This window comes from Stenotrophomonas sp. YJH_SMC_101-4, from assembly GCF_059370395.1.
Window position 1 is genome coordinate 78541 of record NZ_JCAFTP010000002.1, and the last position, 17645, is coordinate 96185.

The following is a 17645-nucleotide window of genomic DNA, read 5'->3' on the forward strand; positions in this document are numbered from 1 at the left end:
GGCGGATCACCGGATGCCTCGCGCCTTTGCCGGCGCGGGGTTGTTGCCCCCCCCAAGATAGGTACCTCACGTAATGGACAACCGAACCAAAGCCCTGAACCTGGTTCCGATGGTGGTCGAGCAGACCAGCCGCGGCGAGCGTGCCTACGACATCTATTCGCGCCTGTTGAAGGAGCGCCTGATCTTCCTCGTGGGCCCGATCGACGATCACATGGCCAACGTGGTGGTGGCGCAGTTGCTGTTCCTGGAATCGGAGAACCCGGAAAAGGACATCAACATCTACATCAACTCGCCGGGTGGCGTGGTCACCGCCGGCATGGCGATCTACGACACCATGCAGTACATCAAGCCGAATGTGAGCACCACCTGCATCGGCCAGGCTGCCTCGATGGGTGCCCTGCTGCTGGCCGCGGGCGAGGCCGGCAAGCGCTATGCGCTGCCGAACTCGCGCGTGATGATCCACCAGCCGCTGGGCGGCTACCAGGGCCAGGCCACCGACATCGACATCCACGCGCGTGAGATCCTGACCCTGCGTTCGCGCCTGAACGAGGTGCTGGCCAAGCACACCGGCCAGTCGCTGGAGACGATCGCCCGTGACACCGAGCGCGACAACTTCAAGAGCGCCTTCGAGGCGCAGGCCTACGGTCTGGTCGACCAGGTCCTGGAGCGTCGTCCGGATGAGTCGATCCAGGCCGGCTGACCGGCCTTCACGGGGCCATGGAGGCCCCGTTCCTGCAGGGTCGGGCGGGACTGGTGTCCCCTCGGCCCTGTGCTATTCTCGAATCGAACCCCCGTTCAGCGGGTGGGGTAACTGGGTAAGCGAAGCATGAGCGAAGACCGCCAAGGTCGTTCCACGGACACCGGCAAGATCCTCTACTGCTCTTTCTGCGGCAAGAGCCAGCATGAAGTGCGCAAGCTGATTGCGGGTCCGAGCGTGTTCATCTGTGATGAATGCGTGGAGCTGTGCAACGACATCATCCGCGAGGAACTTGAGGAAAAGGCGCAGTCGGCGCGCAGTTCGCTGCCGAAGCCGCGCGAGATCCTCGAGGTGCTCGACCAGTACGTGATCGGCCAGAACCGCGCCAAGCGCACCCTGGCCGTGGCCGTGTACAACCACTACAAGCGCATCGAGAGCCGGCAGAAGAACGACGACGTCGAACTGGCGAAGTCGAACATCCTGCTGGTCGGCCCGACCGGTTCGGGCAAGACGCTGCTGGCCGAGACCCTGGCCCGCCTGCTCAACGTGCCGTTCACCATGGCCGACGCCACCACGCTGACCGAAGCCGGTTACGTGGGCGAGGACGTGGAGAACATCATCCAGAAGCTGCTGCAGAAGTGCGACTACGACGTCGAGAAGGCGCAGCAGGGCATCGTCTACATCGATGAAATCGACAAGATCTCGCGCAAGAGCGAGAACCCGTCGATCACCCGCGATGTGTCCGGCGAAGGCGTGCAGCAGGCCCTGCTGAAGCTGATCGAAGGTACCGTGGCCAGCGTTCCGCCGCAGGGCGGCCGCAAGCATCCGCAGCAGGAATTCCTGCAGGTGGACACCAAGAACATCCTGTTCATCTGCGGCGGCGCGTTCGCCGGGCTGGACAAGGTGATCCAGGCCCGTTCCACCGACGTGGGCAGCATCGGCTTCGGCGCCAAGGTGAAGAGCAGCGAGCGCAAGCAGGAAGTGGGCAAGGTGCTGGCCGAAGTCGAGCCGGAAGACCTGATCAAGTTCGGCCTGATCCCCGAGTTCGTCGGCCGCCTGCCGGTGGTGGCGACCCTGGAGGAGCTGGACGAGCCGGCCCTGATCAGGATCCTGACCGAGCCGAAGAACGCCATCACCAAGCAGTTCAAGAAGCTGTTCGAGATGGAGAGCGTCGAACTGGAGTTCCGTCCGGACGCGTTGTCGGCCATCGCCCGCAAGGCGCTCAAGCGCAAGACCGGCGCCCGTGGCCTGCGCACCATCGTCGAATCGGTCCTGCTGGACACCATGTACGACCTGCCGTCGCAGGAAAACGTCAGCAAGGTGGTGGTGGACGAATCGGTGATCGAGCACAAGTCCGAGCCGTACCTGATCTACCAGACCCCGGCGGCCCCTGAACAGAAGGCCGCAGGCGCTGAGTGATCCTTCCAGGTTGTTGATTGGAAAGGATTTTCAAGGAATGCCTTGCATCTGAAAGCCGATGGCCCCATAACGGGGCCATCGGCTTTTTTTGTCTCCGGAAGATGCCCTCCCGGAGGCGGTTTTCCCCTTCCCTGGAGCCCCCATGGCCCGTTCCCCAAGTGAAACCCTCGACCTGCCGGTCCTGCCGCTGCGCGACGTAGTGGTGTTCCCGCACATGGTCATCCCGCTGTTCGTCGGCCGTGACAAGTCCATGCACGCGCTCGAACAGGCAATGGAGGCGGACAAGCGCATCCTGCTGCTGGCGCAGAAGTCGGCCGAGACCGATGACCCGCATGCGGCCGACCTCTACCAGGTCGGTACGCTGGCGCAGGTGCTGCAACTGCTGAAGCTGCCCGACGGCACCATCAAGGTGCTGGTCGAAGGCCTGTCGCGCGTGCAGGTCACCCACGTCGACGAGCGCAACGGCTCGCTGCATGGGCAGGCGGTGGAAATCGACGCCACCGACGAGCGCGAAGCGCGCGAGGTCGAGGCGATTGCCCGCTCGCTGATGTCGCTGTTCGAGCAGTACGTCAAGACCAATCGCAAGCTGCCGCCGGAACTGCTGCAGACGCTGTCGGGCATCGATGAGCCGGCGCGCCTGGCCGACACCATCGCCGCGCACATCAGCGTGCGCCTGGCCGACAAGCAGCGCCTGCTGGAAACGCTGGCCGTCGGCGATCGCCTGGAGATGCTGGTCGGCCTGGTCGATGGCGAGATCGACGTGCAGCAGATGGAAAAGCGCATCCGCGGCCGCGTGAAGTCGCAGATGGAGAAGAGCCAGCGCGAGTACTACCTCAACGAACAGATGAAGGCCATCCAGAAGGAACTGGGTGACCTGGACGACGCGCCGGGCGAGCTGGAAGAGCTGGCCCGCAAGATCGCCGAAGCCGGCATGCCGAAGGCCGTTGAAGCCAAGGCACGCAACGAACTGAACAAGCTCAAGCAGATGTCGCCGATGTCGGCCGAAGCCGCGGTCGTGCGCAACTACCTGGAGTGGCTGCTGGGCGTGCCGTGGAAGAAGCGCAGCAAGGTGCGCAAGGACCTGAAGGTGGCGCAGGACACGCTCGATGCCGATCACTACGGCCTGGAGAAGGTCAAGGAGCGCATCCTTGAGTACCTGGCGGTGCAGTCGCGCGTGAAGCAGATGAAGGGCCCGATCCTGTGCCTGGTCGGGCCGCCGGGCGTGGGCAAGACCTCGCTGGGCCAGTCCATCGCCAAGGCCACCAACCGCAAGTTCGTGCGCATGTCGCTGGGCGGCGTGCGTGACGAGGCCGAGATCCGTGGCCACCGTCGTACCTACGTCGGTTCGATGCCGGGCCGCATCGTGCAGAACCTCAACAAGGTCGGCAGCAAGAACCCGTTGTTCGTGCTCGACGAGATCGACAAGATGTCGATGGACTTCCGTGGCGATCCGTCTTCGGCGCTGCTGGAAGTGCTCGACCCGGAGCAGAACAACGCGTTCAACGACCACTATCTGGAAGTGGACCTGGACCTGTCCGAAGTGATGTTCGTGGCCACCTCGAACTCGCTCAATATTCCGGGCCCGTTGCTGGACCGCATGGAAGTGATCCGCATCCCCGGCTACACCGAGGATGAGAAGCTCAACATCGCCACCCGCTACCTGGTGCCCAAGCAGATCAAGGCCAACGGCCTGCAGCCGGAAGAGCTGGAGATCGGCAGTGATGCCATCCAGGACATCGTGCGCTACTACACGCGCGAATCGGGCGTGCGCAACCTGGAACGCGAGATCGCCAAGATCTGCCGCAAGGTAGTGAAGGAGATAGCACTGGCCGGCCCGCAGCCGGCGGTGAAGGCGAAGAAGGGCACGAAGAAGTCCAAGGCGCTGGTGAGCGTGTCCAGCAAGAACCTGGACAAGTACCTGGGCGTGCGTCGCTTCGACTTCGGCCGTGCCGAGGAAGAAAACGAGATCGGCCTGGTCACCGGCCTGGCGTGGACCGAAGTCGGTGGCGATCTGCTGCAGATCGAATCGACGCTGGTGCCGGGCAAGGGCCAGTTGATCCTGACCGGCCAGCTCGGCAACGTGATGAAGGAATCAGCGTCGGCGGCACTGTCGGTGGTGCGTTCGCGCGCCGTGGGCTTCGGCATCGACAGCGACTTCCTGCAGAAGCACGACGTGCATCTGCACGTGCCCGATGGCGCCACGCCGAAGGACGGCCCGAGTGCCGGTGCGGCAATGGTCACCTCGCTGGTGTCGATGCTGACCAAGGTGCCGGTGCGTGCCGACGTGGCGATGACCGGCGAGATCACCCTGCGTGGTCGTGTCACCGCCATCGGTGGCTTGAAGGAGAAGCTGCTGGCCGCACTGCGGGGCGGCATCCGCACGGTCATCATCCCGGAAGAGAACCGCAAGGACCTTGCAGACATTCCGGCCAACGTCACCCGCGATCTGGAGATCGTGCCGGTGAAGTACATCGAAGAAGTCCTGGACCTGGCGCTGGAGCGTCCGCTGGCACCGAAGAAGGCGCGCAAGAGTGCGCAGCGTGTCACGGTGCGCAGCAAGGCCAAACCGAGTGGAAGCGCGCGCGTCAAGCATTGACGCGCGCTGTCCGATGGCCCGAAACCCGCGTCGTTGCTGGCTTTCCAGCTTGCGTGGGGGTAGGGCCACTGGTATAAAAGCAGCACTCGCGAATGAGTGATCGCTGTCAGCGATGACTGAATCGGCGAACCGTTTCCACATGGCGGCCGCATGCAGAAGGCGTGCGGTTGCTTCCCTGTCGAATAAGCGGAACCCACCGCCAAAGGAGTTGTAGAGAATGAACAAGACCGAATTGATCGATGCCGTTGCTGAAGCTGCCGACCTGACCAAGGCCGAGTCCAGCCGCGCTGTCGATGCCGTCGTTGCTGCCGTCACCAAGGCGCTGAAGGACGGCGATGCGGTCACCCTGGTTGGCTTCGGTACCTTCCAGGTCCGCGACCGTGCTGCCCGCACCGGCCGCAACCCGAAGACCGGCGACACCATCAAGATCGCTGCTTCGAAGAATCCGTCGTTCAAGGCTGGTAAGGCCCTGAAGGATGCTGTAAACTAAGCGGCTCGCTGGGGTGCTTAGCTCAGCGGTAGAGCGTCTCCTTTACACGGAGAGGGTCGGGGGTTCGAAACCCTCAGCACCCACCACAGCACCGCGGTAAAAGTTTGAGTGTGGAGCGGTAGTTCAGCTGGTTAGAATGCTGGCCTGTCACGCCGGAGGTCGCGGGTTCGAGTCCCGTCCGCTCCGCCATTCAACGAGGCCTCCGGCCAAAAGCTGGAGGCTTTGTTTTCTCCCCGGTCCAGGCCAGTGGGAAAACAAAAAAGCAACAATGCGGAGCGGTAGTTCAGCTGGTTAGAATGCTGGCCTGTCACGCCGGAGGTCGCGGGTTCGAGTCCCGTCCGCTCCGCCACTACATCAAGGCCCCCGGCCCGAAGCCGGGGGCCTTGTCTTCTCACCGACAGGTTCGGGAAGAAGGCGAAAAGGTTTTTGCAAGAACGGAGCGGTAGTTCAGCTGGTTAGAATGCTGGCCTGTCACGCCGGAGGTCGCGGGTTCGAGTCCCGTCCGCTCCGCCATTGCAGAATTCTTAAGTCCCTGTGAAAAAACTTTGAAAAAAGTGTTCATCGGGCTGGGTTTCCAGGGAGTCTTCGGATATACTGGGCGCCTGCAAAGTTTCAGCGCGGAGCGGTAGTTCAGCTGGTTAGAATGCTGGCCTGTCACGCCGGAGGTCGCGGGTTCGAGTCCCGTCCGCTCCGCCAACTTTAAAAGCCCTCGGCGCAAGCCGGGGGCTTTTTCTTTGGGCCGTGCCGCAGGCCTGCCGATGTGCTGATGGTGCAGGTCCACGAAGATCGGCGCAGGCCGCGCCGGCGCTGCTTTTGGTCCCTGCGGCGAAGCGGGTTACACTGCCGGGCTCGCCAATCAGGCCTTGTGATTCTCACCATGCTGCAGAAACTCCGCGACAAGACCTCAGGCTGGATCGTCACCGTGATCCTGGGGCTGCTGATGATTCCGTTCCTGTTCGTGATCGACAACAGCTACCTCGGTGGCGTTGGCGCACAGAACGTGGCCAAGGTTTCCGCGCCGCCGACCTGGTGGCGTTCGGCGCCGTCGTGGTGGCCGGTACGCATGCTGTGGCAGCACCACGAGATCAGTGCGCAGGATTTCCGCACCCGCTTCGAGCAGGAGCGCATGCGCGAGCGCCAGCAGCAGGGTGAGAACTTCGACCCGCGCGCGTTCGAAAGCACTGAAAACAAGATGGCCGTGCTCGATCAGCTGATCGACGAGCAGGTCGTGCGCCTGGTGGGCGAGCAGGCCGGTGTCGTGGTGGGCGACGGTGCGGTGCGCGAGTACATCGCCACCATCCCGGCCTTCCTCGATTCGAACGGCAAGTTCAACGAGAACAACTATCGCCTGGCCCTGGCCGGTGGCAATCCGCCGCGTACGCCCACGCAGTTCCAGGAGCTGGTGCGCGAGAGCCTGCAGCAGTCGGTGATTCCGTCGGGCCTGCAGAACTCGGGCTTCGTCACCCAGGCCGAGACCGAGCGCCTGCTGAAGCTGCTGGGTGAAACCCGCGACGTCGAGTTGGCCGCGCTGCCGGAAGTGCCGGCCGATACCGCGCCGGTCACCGACGCCCAGATCAAGCAGTGGTACGACAGCCACGGCAAGGATTTCCGCCAGGCCGAGAGCGTCTCGCTGGAGTATGTCGAGATCAACGGCGCGAACCTGCCGGCACCGACCGCGGCCGACGAAGCGACCCTGCGCAAGCGCTATGAAGACGAGAAGGCGAAGTTCACCTCGCCGGAACAGCGCCAGGCTGCCCATATCCTGATCACCGGTGACGGCGCCGAAGCCAAGGCGAACAAGATCGCTGCCGAAGCCAAGGCGGCCGGTGCCGACTTCGCTGCACTGGCCAAGGCCAACTCGGAAGACCCGGGCTCGAAGGGGCAGGGCGGTGACCTGGGTTGGGTCGAACGCGGCGCGATGGTCAAGCCGTTCGAAGATGCGCTGTTCGCCGCCAAGGCCGGTGACGTGATTGGCCCGGTCAAGACCGAGTTCGGCTACCACATCATCAAGGTCGCCGCGGTGCGCGGTGGCGAAGGCAAGTCCTTCGAGGAAGTGCGTGACACGCTGGCTGCCGAGCAGCTGAAGGCCGACGGCGAGCGCGGCTTCAACGAACTGGCCGGCAAGCTGGTCGACGCCATCAACAAGAGCCCGAGCGATCTGGCTGCTGCGGCCAAGGAAGTGAACCTGCCGCTGCAGACCCTGGGCCCGATCACCCGTGCCACTGCCAGTGGCATCGCCGCTGACCCGGCCGTGCTGCGTGCCGCGTTCTCCGACGTGCTGGTGCAGGACGGGACCGCCAGCGACCCGATCGCCCTGGGCGGCGCGACCAACCACAGTGTGGTCATCCGCGTGGCCGCGCACACTCCGGAACAGGCCATGCCGCTGGACAAGGCGCGCGAACAGGTGATCGCCGCGATCCGCGCCGACCGCCAGCGCCAGGCCAGCGACAAGGCCGCCGACGCCGTGCTGGCCAAGCTGAAGGCCGGTGCCACCCTGCAGTCGCTGGCTGCCAGCGAGAAGCTGCAGCTGAGCCCGATGCCAGGCCTGCCGCGTAGCCAGCCGGTGCCGACTCCGGAAATCAACCGCGCGATCTTCAGCGCGCCGGTGCCGGCCGAGGGCAAGCCGAGCTACGGCAAGGTGGATGTCAACGGCCACGCGCTGCTGTTCGCGGTGAACAAGGTCAACCCGGGCGACATCAAGGAAGTGACTGCCGAGCAGCAGAAGCAGCTCAAGGACCAGCTCAGCCAGATCGATGGCATGGCCGCAGCCAAGGCCTACGTCGAGGCGATGCGCAAGAAGTTCGTGATCCAGACCACCGAAGAGAACCTGTAAGCCTCGCGGCGGGCAGGACGAGAAAGGCCCGGCAATGCCGGGCCTTTTTTATTGGGAGCGATGCTGGAAATTGAACTGTAGAGCCGAGCCCATGCTCGGCCTGTCATGAACCCCGGCAGGGCGCGAACATGAAAAAGCCGAGCATGGGCTCGGCTCTACAGGAAGCAGGGCAGGGCGCGGCCGGAACCGCGCCTGCTTCAATCCTCGACGCGCAGTACCGCGCCCGGCTTCAGCACGCTGCTGCCGCTCAGGCCGTTCAGTGACAGCAGCGCCTTCACCGGCATGCCGTAGCGACGGGCGATGGTCCATGCCGACTCGCCATCACGCACGGTGTGGCGGCGGCTGCGCGGGCGGTCGGCGATCGCGGCGACGGTCTTGGCCACCTGCGGCGTCGGCGTGGTCGTGGCAACCGGTGCGGTGCTGGCCACCAGTGTGGTCGCGGTTTCCGTCACAGTCGCATTGGCAGCCGAGACCGGGGCCAGCACCCGGGTGGTTCCAGAGGCGCGGTTGCCGGCGGCCAGGGCCGGGTTGAGGCGGGCGATCCTGGCAGGGTCCAGCGCGCGCTGTGCGGCCCACTGCTGGACGCTGGTGCCGGCCGGCAGGGTGTGGTCCTTCAGCACCGGCACGGTGCGGTCCAGCGAGGCCATCACGCCCGGCTGGTCTTCCACGTCTTCCAGCACGCAGGCCAGGGCATGCAGCTTCTCGACATAGGCATGGGTGACCGGCGACAGGCCCGGCAGGGCTGCCGGCTTGGCGTTCTGCGCGTTCATGCCAGCCTTGCGCATGGACTGCAGTACCCGGTACTCGCCGGCGTTGTAGGCCATGGTGGCCAGGCGCCAGTCGCCGCCGAACATGCCATGCAGGGTCTTCAGGTAGCGCACCGCGGCCTGGGTGGAATCAACCGCCGACAGGCGGCCGTCATAGCCGTTGGCCATCGGCACACGGTGGTTGCGCGCGGTGGTGGCGATGAACTGCCACAGGCCGGTCGGGCCGCTGCCGTTGCGGGCATTGGGCCGATAGCCGCTTTCCACGAACGGAATCAGCGCGAATTCGGTGGGCAGGTTGGCCTTGCGCAGCTCTTCGACCACATAGCCGAACAGCACCAGCGCATCGTCATCCTGGTTGGCCAGGCGCGAGGGGGCGTGGGCGAACTGCTTCTGCCAGCGCGGGCTGGTGGCCTCGGCATCGCAGCTGGGCTCGGCCAGGCCGTCGCGGAAGCTGGTGAAGATCTCCTGGCCGTTGCGCACCGAAGCGGCGGGCAGCGCTGAAGCGTCCAGCGGCAGGGCCGCAGCAGCGGTCAGGTTCTGGCTGATGCCGGCACCCAGCGACTGTGCGCCCGCGGTTCCGGCCAGCCCCAGGGCAAGGCCCAGGGCCAGCGGCAGACTTCGGCGCATCATGCGCGGAAGCCGTCTTTCCAGTGCCGGAGACCGGCCATCACGTCGACGTCGTCCACGACGTCACGGCCCAGGTGTGCCGATACCGACGCACGGATCGGTGCAGCGTGCACACGCAGGAAGGGATTGCAGTCGAATTCGTTGGCCAGGGTTACCGGCAGGGTGGAACGGTCATCGCGGCGCATGGCCAAAGCCTCCTCTTGGCGCTGCCACAAGGCAGCGTTGGCGGGGTCGACATGCCGCGCGAAGACGGCATTTGACACGGTGTACTCATGAGCGCAACAAAGCAGCAGTTGCGCGGGCAGGGCACCCAGCTTGCGCATCGACGCCAGCAGCTGGGACGGCGTACCTTCGAACAGGCGTCCACAGCCCAGGCTGAACAACGAATCTCCGCTGAAAAGATGTTCAGCAGTGTGAAACGCGATGTGGCTGCGGGTATGCCCGGGCACGGATAGTACGTGGAACGTCTGGCCCAATGCCTGAACGCGTTCACCTTCACCGACCCGCTCGGTCGCCGTGGGAATGCGCTCCTCGGCCGGCGCGACGACCCGCACGCCGGGGAATCGCGCCTGCAATGGCGGCACGCCACCGATGTGATCGTCGTGGTGATGGGTGAGCAGGATCGTGTCCACGCGCAGGCCCTGATCGGCCAGCGCGAGCACGGGCGCGGCATCACCGGGGTCGACGACCACGGCAGCACCCTCGTCGTCGATCAGCGTCCAGATGTAGTTATCCGCAAATGCGGGCAGGGCAGTCAGTCGCATAGAATTGGACCATGCCCGCGCTGCAGAGTACCCGTCAAGCGAGCCAGACCCCGTGGTTCGACAGTGAACCGGCGGAGGCCTTGCGCGTGCTGGAGCGACAGTTGCTGCTGCCGCAGCTGTCGGTGCTGCCGGCGCAGCCCTGGCTGTGGATCGCGCCGAGTGCGGCCTGGCTGGAGGATGCGCAGCTGGGTGGGCGCGGCCTGCGCCTGTATCGACAGGGGCCGGGCTATGCCGGCGACACCCGCTGCGCGCTGCCGTTGCCGCTGGCCAATGAAAGCGTCAATGCGATCGTGCTGCAGCATGTCACCGCGGCCGACGCTGATCGGCTGCTCGACGAGTGCGAGCGCGTGCTGATGCCGGGCGGCCACCTGTGGCTGAGCAGCCTCAATCCGTTCAGCCCGTACCGCACGCGCTGGCGCCAGCATGGGCTGGTGGTGCGCACGCCGCAGCGGATCCGCCTGCTGCTCGGCCGTCATGGGCTGGAGTGCGACGATATGCGTTACCTGGGCCCGCTCTGGCGCGGTGCGGGCAGCCGTCGTCCCGGAGGTTGGGCACCGCTGCGTGCGGCCTGCCTGTTCCATGCGGAAAAACGCACGCTGGCCCTGCCCGGGCCGAAACCGCTGCCGGTGCGCTGGCACGGCACCGTAGCTACCTGATTCTGGAGTTGTATTGAAAACCATCGAAATCCACACCGACGGTTCCTGCCTTGGCAATCCCGGCCCCGGCGGCTGGGCTGCGCTGCTGCGCTACAAGGGCCACGAGCGTGAGCTGAGCGGTGGCGAGGCGCACACCACCAACAACCGGATGGAGCTGATGGCGGCCATTTCCGGGCTGGAGTCGCTGACCGAGCCGTGCAGCATCGTGCTCTATACCGATTCGCAGTACGTTAGGCAGGGCCTGACCCAGTGGATGCCGGGCTGGATCCGCAAGAACTGGAAGACCGCCGGTGGCGATCCGGTGAAAAACCGCGAGCTGTGGGAGCGCCTGCAGGCGGCCACGCTGCGGCATCAGATCGACTGGCGGTGGGTGAAGGGGCACTCCGGCGACCCCGACAATGAGCGGGTGGATACCCTGGCCCGCAACGCGGCGATCCAGATCCGCGACGCCAGCCCGGTAAACTGAGCCCATGCGTCAGATCATCCTCGATACCGAAACCACCGGCCTGGAGTGGAAGAAGGGCAACCGCATTGTCGAAATCGGCTGCGTGGAGCTGTTCAAGCGCCGCCCGACCGGCAACAACTACCACCAGTACATCAAGCCGGACTGTGAGTTCGAACAGGGCGCGCAGGAAGTCACCGGCCTGACCCTGGAGTTCCTCGATGACAAGCCGGACTTCGCGCAGATCGCCGACGAGTTCCTGGCCTTCATCGATGGCGCCGAACTGATCATCCATAACGCGGCGTTCGACCTCGGCTTCCTCGACAACGAGCTGTCGCTGCTGGGGCCGCAGTACGGGAAGATCACCGACCGCTGCACCGTGATCGATACCCTGGTGATGGCGCGCGAGCGCTTCCCGGGCCAGCGCAATTCGCTGGATGCGCTGTGCAAGCGGCTGGGCGTGGACAACTCGCACCGTGCACTGCACGGCGGCCTGCTCGATGCGCAGATCCTGGGCGACGTCTACATCGCGCTGACCTCGGGCCAGGAGGAAATCGGCTTCGGCCTGGGCGATGACGATGGCGGTGGTGCCGGTGCGGCGCTGCAGGCCTTCGACACCAGCAAGCTGCTGCCGCGCCCGCGCGTGGTGGCCACGCCGTCGGAACTGGAAGCGCATGCCGCGCGGCTGGAGCGGCTGCGCAAGAAGGCTGGCCACGCGCTGTGGGATGGCCCGAAGGTGGAAGAGCCCGCCAGCGCATAAACATCCACGCGTGGCGTGGATCTACTGTAGAGCCGAGCCCATGCTCGGCTCATGCACCAGGTTCAGTGGCAGCGCACCAGGATGACGCTGATGTTGTCGCGGCCACCGCCGTCGAGCGCGGCCGCGACCAGCGTATCCACGCACTCCTGCGCGCTGGCATCGTCGAGGGCGAGGGTGCGGGCGATGCCGCGGTCGTCCACTTCCTCGGTCAGTCCGTCACTGCACAGCAGCAGCTGCATGCCCGGGCGCAGTTCACCGCTGGTGGTGGCCACGTTCAGATGCGCCGGATCGGTCACGCCCAGCGCCTGGGTGACCACGTTGCGATGCGGATGTGCGCGCGCCTGTTCGGCGGTCAGGTTGCCCTGCGCGACCAGTTCCTGCACCACGCTGTGGTCCTGGCTGAGCTGCGCAAGTTGGCCGTCGCGCCACAGGTAGGCGCGGCTGTCGCCGACCCATGCCACTTCATAGCGATTGCCCTGCACGCGCGCGGCAACCACGGTGGTGCCCATCGGCAGCGTGTCGTTGCGTCGGCGCGAGGCGCGGATGATCTCTTCGTCGGCGGTGCGGATGGCCTGCGCCAGCGGCGCGCCGCGGCGGATCTCGCGCACGATGGTCTCGCGTGCCAGCGCGCTTGCCACTTCGCCGCAGGCGGGTCCGCCCATGCCGTCGGCCACCAGCCACAAGGCCAGCTCGCTGTCACCGTAGTAGGTGTCCTCGTTGAGCTCGCGGCGCATGCCGGGGTGGGTGAGGTGTCCGAATTCGATCATGGGGGGCTGGGGCGGGGTGTTGCTGGGGAGACAGGCATCATCGGGTGACGGCACGCATCCGGCAAGGCATGCGCTCAGGAAATTTTCACTTCGTTGGCCGGAATGACTTGTCGTCGGCCTCACTTCCTCGTATGATGCGCGTCCCCGGTCCGCCGGGGACCACCCGGAGAGGTGGCAGAGTGGTTGAATGTACCTGACTCGAAATCAGGCAGGCGTTTATAGCGCCTCGGGGGTTCGAATCCCCCCCTCTCCGCCAGATAAAGAAAAAGGGCTGCCGAAAGGCGGCCCTTTTTCTTTATCTGGCGCGGGACGCGACGCGCGTTGCGCGTCGCCCCACGCGTTGCTGTGCAACGCGTGGGCCCTCCCTTTGCCGGCCTCTCCCCGCCCTGTCGGGGCAGCCCCTCAACAGAGGGGCTTGTTCCTCCAGATGGATCTACCTGTCCCATCGCGAGCTGCGGGTTAAACTGCACGCATCACCTGCTGGAGCTTTTCCCCATGACCGCTGAAATCCTCGTCCCCGTTTCTTTCGGCGAGCTGCTGGACAAGATCTCGATCCTGCAGATCAAGTCCGAGCGCATCAGCGACGAGGGCAAGCTGGCCAATGTGCGCAAGGAGCTGTCGGCGCTGGAGCAGACCTGGATGGCACACCCGGCGGCGGTGAAGGACATCGCCAAGCTGCGTGCCGAGCTGAAGACGGTCAACGAGCAGCTGTGGGACATCGAGGACGACATCCGCCTGAAGGAGAAGGCGCAGGCGTTCGATCAGGGCTTCATCGACCTGGCGCGCAGTGTCTACCTGCGCAACGACGAACGCGCGCGCATCAAGAAGGCGATCAACCTGGCGCTGGGTTCGGCGTACGTGGAAGAGAAGTCCTACCAGGATTACGCGCAGCGCGCGTAATCCCCGGCAGCCTGCCGCTCACCCCAGGTGGTCGGCGACGTAGCGTTCGAACGCAGCGATACCGTCTTCGACAGTGATCAGTTCCATCACATCGTCGAACTCGATCTTGGTGCCCCACTTCAGATCCGCGGCCTGCTTGGCCAGGTACTTGCGCGCCGCATCATCGTAGCGGTCCACGCAGTAGCGGCGGTCGGAATAGGGACCGCTGCGGTTCGGATTGCTGGCCGCATGCAGGCCCAGTACCTTGGCGCCCATCGCGTTGGCGATGTGCATCGGGCCCGAGTCCGGGGTCATCACCAGATTGGCGCGGGCCAGCAGTGCCGGCAGCTGCTTCAAGGTGTCCTTGCCGACCAGGTCCAGTGCCGGCGTGTGCAGCTGGGCCTGGATGGCATCGGCCATGCTGCGCTCCAGCTCGCTGCGGCCACCACACAGCACCACCCGCCAACCGCGCTGTGCGGCATGGTTGGCCACGGCTGCATAGCGGTCTGCATACCAGTTACGGCGCACGTGGCTGGAACAGGGCGAGATCATCAGCACCGGTCGGCCATCGTCCTGCCATTGCGCGGCGGCCCACTCATACGCGGACTGCGGCACCGCCAGGTCCCAGCTGACCTCGGCCTGGCGCAGGCCAAGGGGTTCACAGAAGCTGCCGATGGCGTCCAGCACATGGATGCCGGGGCGGTCGGGGATGCGCTCGTTGATGAAGAGACCGTGCAGATCCTTCGATCGGCTGCGGTCGTAGCCGATGCGACGCTCTGCTGGAATGAAGGCCGACAGCAGGTTGGCGCGGAACGCCACCTGCATCTGCAGCAGCGCTTCAAAGCGCCCCGGTGGCAGCTGCCTGCGCAGTTCCTTGACCCCGGCCATGCCGCTCTTCTTGTCGTAGGCATGGAAGGTGACGCCAGGCAGGCCGTCGAGCAGCTTGTGGCCGGCCTTGTCGATGATCCAGTGGATCGGCGTGTCCGGACGCGCAGCCTGCAGGGTGCGCACCAGGGGCACCACGTGGGTGACATCGCCGAGTGCGGACAGGCGCAGGAGGCACAAGGAGGAGGACGCTGATGCCATGTGTTGTTAGACTCAATGAAATGGTCGCATTCGACGCCAATGAAGCGCTGACGCCATGCCGCGAGGGTCGCGGCATCGGGGCCATTCTGTTCGACCGCGAGCGGCTGCGGCAAGCCGAGATCGGCCTGTTCTCGCCCCAGCACTGGGGAAGCAGGGCCCGGCCGGTGGGTGAGGGCGGCCGTGGCAGCGCTTGGTTGGTCGATGCGCCGTTCGGCCCCAGCGTGCTGCGCCACTACCTGCGCGGTGGCCTGGCGGCGAAGATCAGCCATGACCAGTACTTCTGGCGCGGCGCGGACCGCACCCGCAGTTTCGCCGAATTCCGGCTGATGCGCGCGCTGCGCGAGAAGAAGCTGCCGGTGCCACGGCCGATCGCCGCGTTCTACATGCGCGAGGGCCTGCGCTACCGGGCCGCGATCCTGATGGAGCGGATCGAGGGTGTCCGTTCGCTGGCCGACCGTGCGCTGGTCGCTGGCCGGGGCGCACCGTGGGAGGAAACCGGGCGGCTGATCGCGCGCTTCCACCGTGCCGGCCTGGACCATGCCGACCTCAATGCGCACAACATCCTGTTCGACGGCAATGGCCATGGCTGGCTGATCGACTTCGACCGCGGGGTGATCCGCATCCCGGCGACCGCCTGGCGCGAACGCAATCTCAAGCGCCTGCTGCGCTCGCTGATCAAGCTGCGCGGCGAGCGCAGCATGGAAGACGTGCGGAAGGACTTCGCGCGGCTGCGCCGCGCCTATGACATGGCCTGGAACCGGGGCACCTGATGGACTGGTCGTTGCGTTTCCTCGGCGTCGGCAATGCGTCGGCGGTCGAGCTGGGGTCGCCGATGTCGGTGATCGAGCGGGACGGGCGTCCGTGGCTGACCATCGACTGCGGCGGTGAAGGCCTGACCGCGTTCAAGGCGCACTACGGCCACATGCCGCAGGCGTTGTTCGTCACCCATGTGCACCTGGACCACGTGGCGGGCTTCGAGCGCCTGTTCGTCGATACCTTCTTCAATGCGCACCGGCGCGGCAAGGTGCGCCTGTATGTGCCTGCCACGGTGGTGCCGCTGCTGCACAAGCGCATCGGGGACTACCCGAACGTGCTGGCCGAGGGCGGCGCCAACTTCTGGGATGCGTTCCAGCTGATCGTGGTGGGTGAGGCGTTCTGGCATGAAGGCGTGCGCCTGGAGGTGTTCCCGGTGCGCCACCATTGGCCGGAGACGGCCTATGGCTTGCGTCTGCAGGGCGCGCTGACCTGGAGCGGCGATACCCGGCCGATTCCGGAGATGCTGGCCCGTTTCGCCAACGACAACGAACTGATCGCGCACGACTGCGGCCTGCACGGCAACCCGTCGCATACCGGTGTGGACGACCTGGAGCGCGAGTACAGCGCCGAGCTGCAGTCCCGGATGATGCTCTACCACTACGCCAGCGTGGCTGACGGTGCGGCGCTGGCCGCGCGCGGTCACCGCGTCGCCCAGCCGGGGCAGTGCGTGCGGTTGGCGAGCCCGACGGCGCCGCACGTGCTGGCGCAGGATCCGCCGTGAGCGGTGTTGGCCAGCCTGCCGACGCGGCGCTGGCGGCCGAACTGGAGGCGCTGGAACGCGCGCTGCATGCGCCGCAGGTGCGGGGGGATCGCGAGTCCCTTGCGGCCCTGCTGGACGAGGATTTCAGCGAGATCGGCAGTTCCGGCCGCTGTTACGACCGTGCAGCTGCGCTGGCGGAGATCCCGCTGGAACGGGCGCAGGTGCGGATCGAATCGGAGCAGTACGCGGTCTCGCTGCTGACGCAAGACCTGGCCCAGGTGCGTTATCGCAGCCGCTACTACCTGGATGGCCAGCCGCAAGGCTGGGTACTGCGCAGTTCGCTGTGGCGCCGGCATGGGGACGGATGGCGCATGGTGTTCCACCAGGGTACGCCGGAAGCGCAGTAGCGCGGGGCCATGCCCGGCAAAGGGCGCCAACCAAGGTTGGCATCTACCAGAGGCGGGCGTCGCCGGAAAAGGCGATGGCCCCGCCGGCTGACCTCGGCGCCCGCGTCGATCGATACCGTTGCTGCCTTCCGGCCCTGGCGGGATTTTCGACCTAGCGTCGCGAGGGGCCGACGGGGCCACCATAGAGACGTTGGCCGCCCAGTGGGCGGCCGGTTCACCGATCAGGGGAAGCAGCGCGCGATGCGCCGGAGACCACAGCCGGACTGCACATCGGCTGGCCGATGGCAGAACGCAACTATAGCGCAGGCAGGTACATCGACGCCAGCTTCGTGCACTGAATCGGCTGTAACCCGCGTCTGCTGGCAACGCCCCGGCGCGACCGGCGTTGCTAGAATGCCGGCCAGGAGGAACGACCTCCCCCACATCGGGAATCAATGACCAGGACGGCCTGGCCCTACCAAGAGGAGGGCTGTCATGGCCTGGATCTATCTGTTGTTCGCCGGCCTGCTGGAAATCGTCTGGGCCGTGTCCATGAAGCAGTCCGAAGGCTTCACCAAGCTCACCCCCACCGTGGTCACGATCATCGGCATGATCGCCAGCTTCTGGCTGCTGGCGGTGGCCATGCGCAGCCTGCCATTGGGTACCGCCTATACGATCTGGACCGGCATCGGTGCGGTAGGCGCGTTCGTGGTCGGCATCGTGTTCCTCGGTGAGCAGGTCAGCCCGATGCGGATCGGTGCAGCGGTCTTGATCGTGTCCGGGCTGGTGCTGATGAAACTCTCCAGCAGCTGAATGCATTTAGTTGAGCGGGGAATGGATTCCCCGCGTCCTGCAGGTATATGCATTTTCGGCAAAGCCATTTTGTCCGCTCGTTTTATTTGACGCACGTCATGAAAATAACGAGCGTGATTCACATGCCGCTGGCGCCATCGGACGCAC

Annotated in this window: 17 protein-coding genes, 6 tRNA genes and 1 other RNA gene; 19 read left to right on the forward strand and 5 right to left on the reverse strand. The window is 65.6% G+C overall.

Features of this window, described 5'->3' with window-relative positions; all coding sequences use genetic code 11:
* Window positions 1–73 precede the first annotated feature (73 nt).
* The 10 genes from clpP to AC5P8D_RS06580 all read left to right on the forward strand — a co-directional run bounded on the left by clpP (window position 74) and on the right by AC5P8D_RS06580 (window position 8035).
* The gene (gene clpP / locus AC5P8D_RS06535) at window positions 74–700 is read left to right on the forward strand and encodes an ATP-dependent Clp endopeptidase proteolytic subunit ClpP (RefSeq protein WP_004146318.1); all 627 of its coding nucleotides are present in this window, start codon (window positions 74–76) and stop codon (window positions 698–700) included.
* Window positions 701–826: 126 nt separating this feature from the next.
* Window positions 827–2116, forward strand: coding sequence for an ATP-dependent Clp protease ATP-binding subunit ClpX (gene clpX, locus AC5P8D_RS06540; RefSeq protein WP_019336555.1), 1290 nt, complete (start codon window positions 827–829; stop codon window positions 2114–2116).
* Between the two features lie 142 nt (window positions 2117–2258).
* Window positions 2259–4712, forward strand: coding sequence for an endopeptidase La (lon, locus tag AC5P8D_RS06545; protein WP_053442573.1), 2454 nt, complete (start codon window positions 2259–2261; stop codon window positions 4710–4712).
* 217 nt (window positions 4713–4929) lie between these two features.
* Window positions 4930–5202, forward strand: coding sequence for an HU family DNA-binding protein (locus AC5P8D_RS06550; protein WP_004146343.1), 273 nt, complete (start codon window positions 4930–4932; stop codon window positions 5200–5202).
* A gap of 11 nt (window positions 5203–5213) precedes the next feature.
* A tRNA-Val gene (locus tag AC5P8D_RS06555) sits at window positions 5214–5288 on the forward strand.
* A gap of 26 nt (window positions 5289–5314) precedes the next feature.
* Window positions 5315–5391 (forward strand) — tRNA-Asp (locus tag AC5P8D_RS06560).
* An 83-nt stretch (window positions 5392–5474) separates the two neighbouring features.
* Window positions 5475–5551: transfer RNA gene (locus AC5P8D_RS06565), tRNA-Asp, on the forward strand.
* An 87-nt stretch (window positions 5552–5638) separates the two neighbouring features.
* Window positions 5639–5715: transfer RNA gene (locus AC5P8D_RS06570), tRNA-Asp, on the forward strand.
* A 106-nt stretch (window positions 5716–5821) separates the two neighbouring features.
* Window positions 5822–5898 (forward strand) — tRNA-Asp (locus tag AC5P8D_RS06575).
* Window positions 5899–6079: 181 nt separating this feature from the next.
* The gene (locus AC5P8D_RS06580) at window positions 6080–8035 is read left to right on the forward strand and encodes a peptidyl-prolyl cis-trans isomerase (protein WP_010483883.1); all 1956 of its coding nucleotides are present in this window, start codon (window positions 6080–6082) and stop codon (window positions 8033–8035) included.
* A gap of 197 nt (window positions 8036–8232) precedes the next feature.
* On the opposite strand, the gene AC5P8D_RS06585 is transcribed toward AC5P8D_RS06580, so the two are convergent.
* Both AC5P8D_RS06585 and gloB read right to left on the reverse strand, forming a co-directional pair.
* Window positions 8233–9432: a lytic transglycosylase domain-containing protein gene (locus AC5P8D_RS06585; RefSeq protein ID WP_010483881.1), complete on the reverse strand. Its 1200-nt coding sequence runs from the start codon at window positions 9430–9432 to the stop codon at window positions 8233–8235.
* Window positions 9429–10193 (reverse strand): hydroxyacylglutathione hydrolase, encoded by a 765-nt coding sequence (gloB, locus tag AC5P8D_RS06590; protein WP_043398189.1) that lies wholly within the window; start codon window positions 10191–10193, stop codon window positions 9429–9431. Before gloB ends, AC5P8D_RS06585 begins: the two co-directional genes overlap by 4 nt.
* A gap of 11 nt (window positions 10194–10204) precedes the next feature.
* Here gloB and AC5P8D_RS06595 point away from each other — a divergent pair, with 11 nt between their 5' ends.
* From AC5P8D_RS06595 to dnaQ, 3 genes are read left to right on the forward strand one after another with little or no spacing between them, the layout of a single operon-like run.
* The gene (locus tag AC5P8D_RS06595) at window positions 10205–10849 is read left to right on the forward strand and encodes a methyltransferase domain-containing protein (RefSeq protein ID WP_010483877.1); all 645 of its coding nucleotides are present in this window, start codon (window positions 10205–10207) and stop codon (window positions 10847–10849) included.
* Window positions 10850–10862: 13 nt separating this feature from the next.
* Complete coding sequence (rnhA, locus tag AC5P8D_RS06600) at window positions 10863–11315, forward strand: ribonuclease HI (RefSeq protein WP_010483875.1); 453 nt, start codon at window positions 10863–10865, stop codon at window positions 11313–11315.
* A gap of 4 nt (window positions 11316–11319) precedes the next feature.
* Window positions 11320–12051 (forward strand): DNA polymerase III subunit epsilon, encoded by a 732-nt coding sequence (gene dnaQ, locus AC5P8D_RS06605; RefSeq protein WP_010483873.1) that lies wholly within the window; start codon window positions 11320–11322, stop codon window positions 12049–12051.
* 62 nt (window positions 12052–12113) lie between these two features.
* Here dnaQ and AC5P8D_RS06610 read toward each other — a convergent pair whose 3' ends face one another.
* On the reverse strand, window positions 12114–12818 hold the full coding sequence (locus AC5P8D_RS06610; protein WP_049453595.1) for a protein phosphatase 2C domain-containing protein: 705 nt from the start codon (window positions 12816–12818) through the stop codon (window positions 12114–12116).
* A gap of 165 nt (window positions 12819–12983) precedes the next feature.
* Between AC5P8D_RS06610 and AC5P8D_RS06615 the strand changes: the two genes are divergently transcribed.
* Both AC5P8D_RS06615 and AC5P8D_RS06620 read left to right on the forward strand, forming a co-directional pair.
* Window positions 12984–13074 (forward strand) — tRNA-Ser (locus tag AC5P8D_RS06615).
* 239 nt (window positions 13075–13313) lie between these two features.
* The gene (locus AC5P8D_RS06620; protein WP_010483869.1) at window positions 13314–13718 is read left to right on the forward strand and encodes a DUF6165 family protein; all 405 of its coding nucleotides are present in this window, start codon (window positions 13314–13316) and stop codon (window positions 13716–13718) included.
* Window positions 13719–13736: 18 nt separating this feature from the next.
* Here the strand turns inward: AC5P8D_RS06620 and AC5P8D_RS06625 are convergent, their stop codons facing one another.
* Window positions 13737–14783 carry a glycosyltransferase family 9 protein gene (locus AC5P8D_RS06625; protein ID WP_010483867.1) on the reverse strand — a complete coding sequence of 349 codons (1047 nt, stop codon included), beginning with the start codon at window positions 14781–14783 and terminating at the stop codon, window positions 13737–13739.
* A 20-nt stretch (window positions 14784–14803) separates the two neighbouring features.
* Here AC5P8D_RS06625 and AC5P8D_RS06630 point away from each other — a divergent pair, with 20 nt between their 5' ends.
* From AC5P8D_RS06630 to AC5P8D_RS06640, 3 genes are read left to right on the forward strand one after another with little or no spacing between them, the layout of a single operon-like run.
* Window positions 14804–15553: a 3-deoxy-D-manno-octulosonic acid kinase gene (locus AC5P8D_RS06630; protein ID WP_414614337.1), complete on the forward strand. Its 750-nt coding sequence runs from the start codon at window positions 14804–14806 to the stop codon at window positions 15551–15553.
* Window positions 15553–16320, forward strand: a complete 768-nt coding sequence (locus AC5P8D_RS06635) for an MBL fold metallo-hydrolase (protein ID WP_010483863.1) — start codon at window positions 15553–15555, stop codon at window positions 16318–16320. The genes AC5P8D_RS06630 and AC5P8D_RS06635 overlap by 1 nt, the downstream gene beginning before the upstream one ends.
* Window positions 16317–16706, forward strand: coding sequence for a nuclear transport factor 2 family protein (locus AC5P8D_RS06640; protein WP_010483861.1), 390 nt, complete (start codon window positions 16317–16319; stop codon window positions 16704–16706). Before AC5P8D_RS06635 ends, AC5P8D_RS06640 begins: the two co-directional genes overlap by 4 nt.
* Before the next feature lie 77 nt (window positions 16707–16783).
* Here the strand turns inward: AC5P8D_RS06640 and ffs are convergent.
* An RNA gene (ffs, locus tag AC5P8D_RS06645) (signal recognition particle sRNA small type) lies at window positions 16784–16880 on the reverse strand.
* A 300-nt stretch (window positions 16881–17180) separates the two neighbouring features.
* Here ffs and AC5P8D_RS06650 point away from each other — a divergent pair.
* Window positions 17181–17498 (forward strand): DMT family transporter, encoded by a 318-nt coding sequence (locus AC5P8D_RS06650; RefSeq protein WP_010483859.1) that lies wholly within the window; start codon window positions 17181–17183, stop codon window positions 17496–17498.
* The last annotated feature ends 147 nt before the right edge of the window (window positions 17499–17645 follow it).

Excerpts from the sequence above, each read along its gene's own strand:
- clpP (WP_004146318.1), top strand. The coding sequence starts at position 74 with ATGGACAACCGAACCAAAGCCCTGAACCTGGTTCCGATGGTGGTCGAG.
- clpX (WP_019336555.1), top strand. The coding sequence starts at position 827 with ATGAGCGAAGACCGCCAAGGTCGTTCCACGGACACCGGCAAGATCCTC.
- lon (WP_053442573.1), top strand. The coding sequence starts at position 2,259 with ATGGCCCGTTCCCCAAGTGAAACCCTCGACCTGCCGGTCCTGCCGCTG.
- AC5P8D_RS06550 (WP_004146343.1), top strand. The coding sequence starts at position 4,930 with ATGAACAAGACCGAATTGATCGATGCCGTTGCTGAAGCTGCCGACCTG.
- AC5P8D_RS06580 (WP_010483883.1), top strand. The coding sequence starts at position 6,080 with ATGCTGCAGAAACTCCGCGACAAGACCTCAGGCTGGATCGTCACCGTG.
- AC5P8D_RS06585 (WP_010483881.1), bottom strand. The coding sequence starts at position 9,432 with ATGATGCGCCGAAGTCTGCCGCTGGCCCTGGGCCTTGCCCTGGGGCTG.
- gloB (WP_043398189.1), bottom strand. The coding sequence starts at position 10,193 with ATGCGACTGACTGCCCTGCCCGCATTTGCGGATAACTACATCTGGACG.
- AC5P8D_RS06595 (WP_010483877.1), top strand. The coding sequence starts at position 10,205 with ATGCCCGCGCTGCAGAGTACCCGTCAAGCGAGCCAGACCCCGTGGTTC.
- dnaQ (WP_010483873.1), top strand. The coding sequence starts at position 11,320 with ATGCGTCAGATCATCCTCGATACCGAAACCACCGGCCTGGAGTGGAAG.
- AC5P8D_RS06610 (WP_049453595.1), bottom strand. The coding sequence starts at position 12,818 with ATGATCGAATTCGGACACCTCACCCACCCCGGCATGCGCCGCGAGCTC.
- AC5P8D_RS06620 (WP_010483869.1), top strand. The coding sequence starts at position 13,314 with ATGACCGCTGAAATCCTCGTCCCCGTTTCTTTCGGCGAGCTGCTGGAC.
- AC5P8D_RS06625 (WP_010483867.1), bottom strand. The coding sequence starts at position 14,783 with ATGGCATCAGCGTCCTCCTCCTTGTGCCTCCTGCGCCTGTCCGCACTC.
- AC5P8D_RS06630 (WP_414614337.1), top strand. The coding sequence starts at position 14,804 with ATGGTCGCATTCGACGCCAATGAAGCGCTGACGCCATGCCGCGAGGGT.
- AC5P8D_RS06635 (WP_010483863.1), top strand. The coding sequence starts at position 15,553 with ATGGACTGGTCGTTGCGTTTCCTCGGCGTCGGCAATGCGTCGGCGGTC.
- AC5P8D_RS06650 (WP_010483859.1), top strand. The coding sequence starts at position 17,181 with ATGGCCTGGATCTATCTGTTGTTCGCCGGCCTGCTGGAAATCGTCTGG.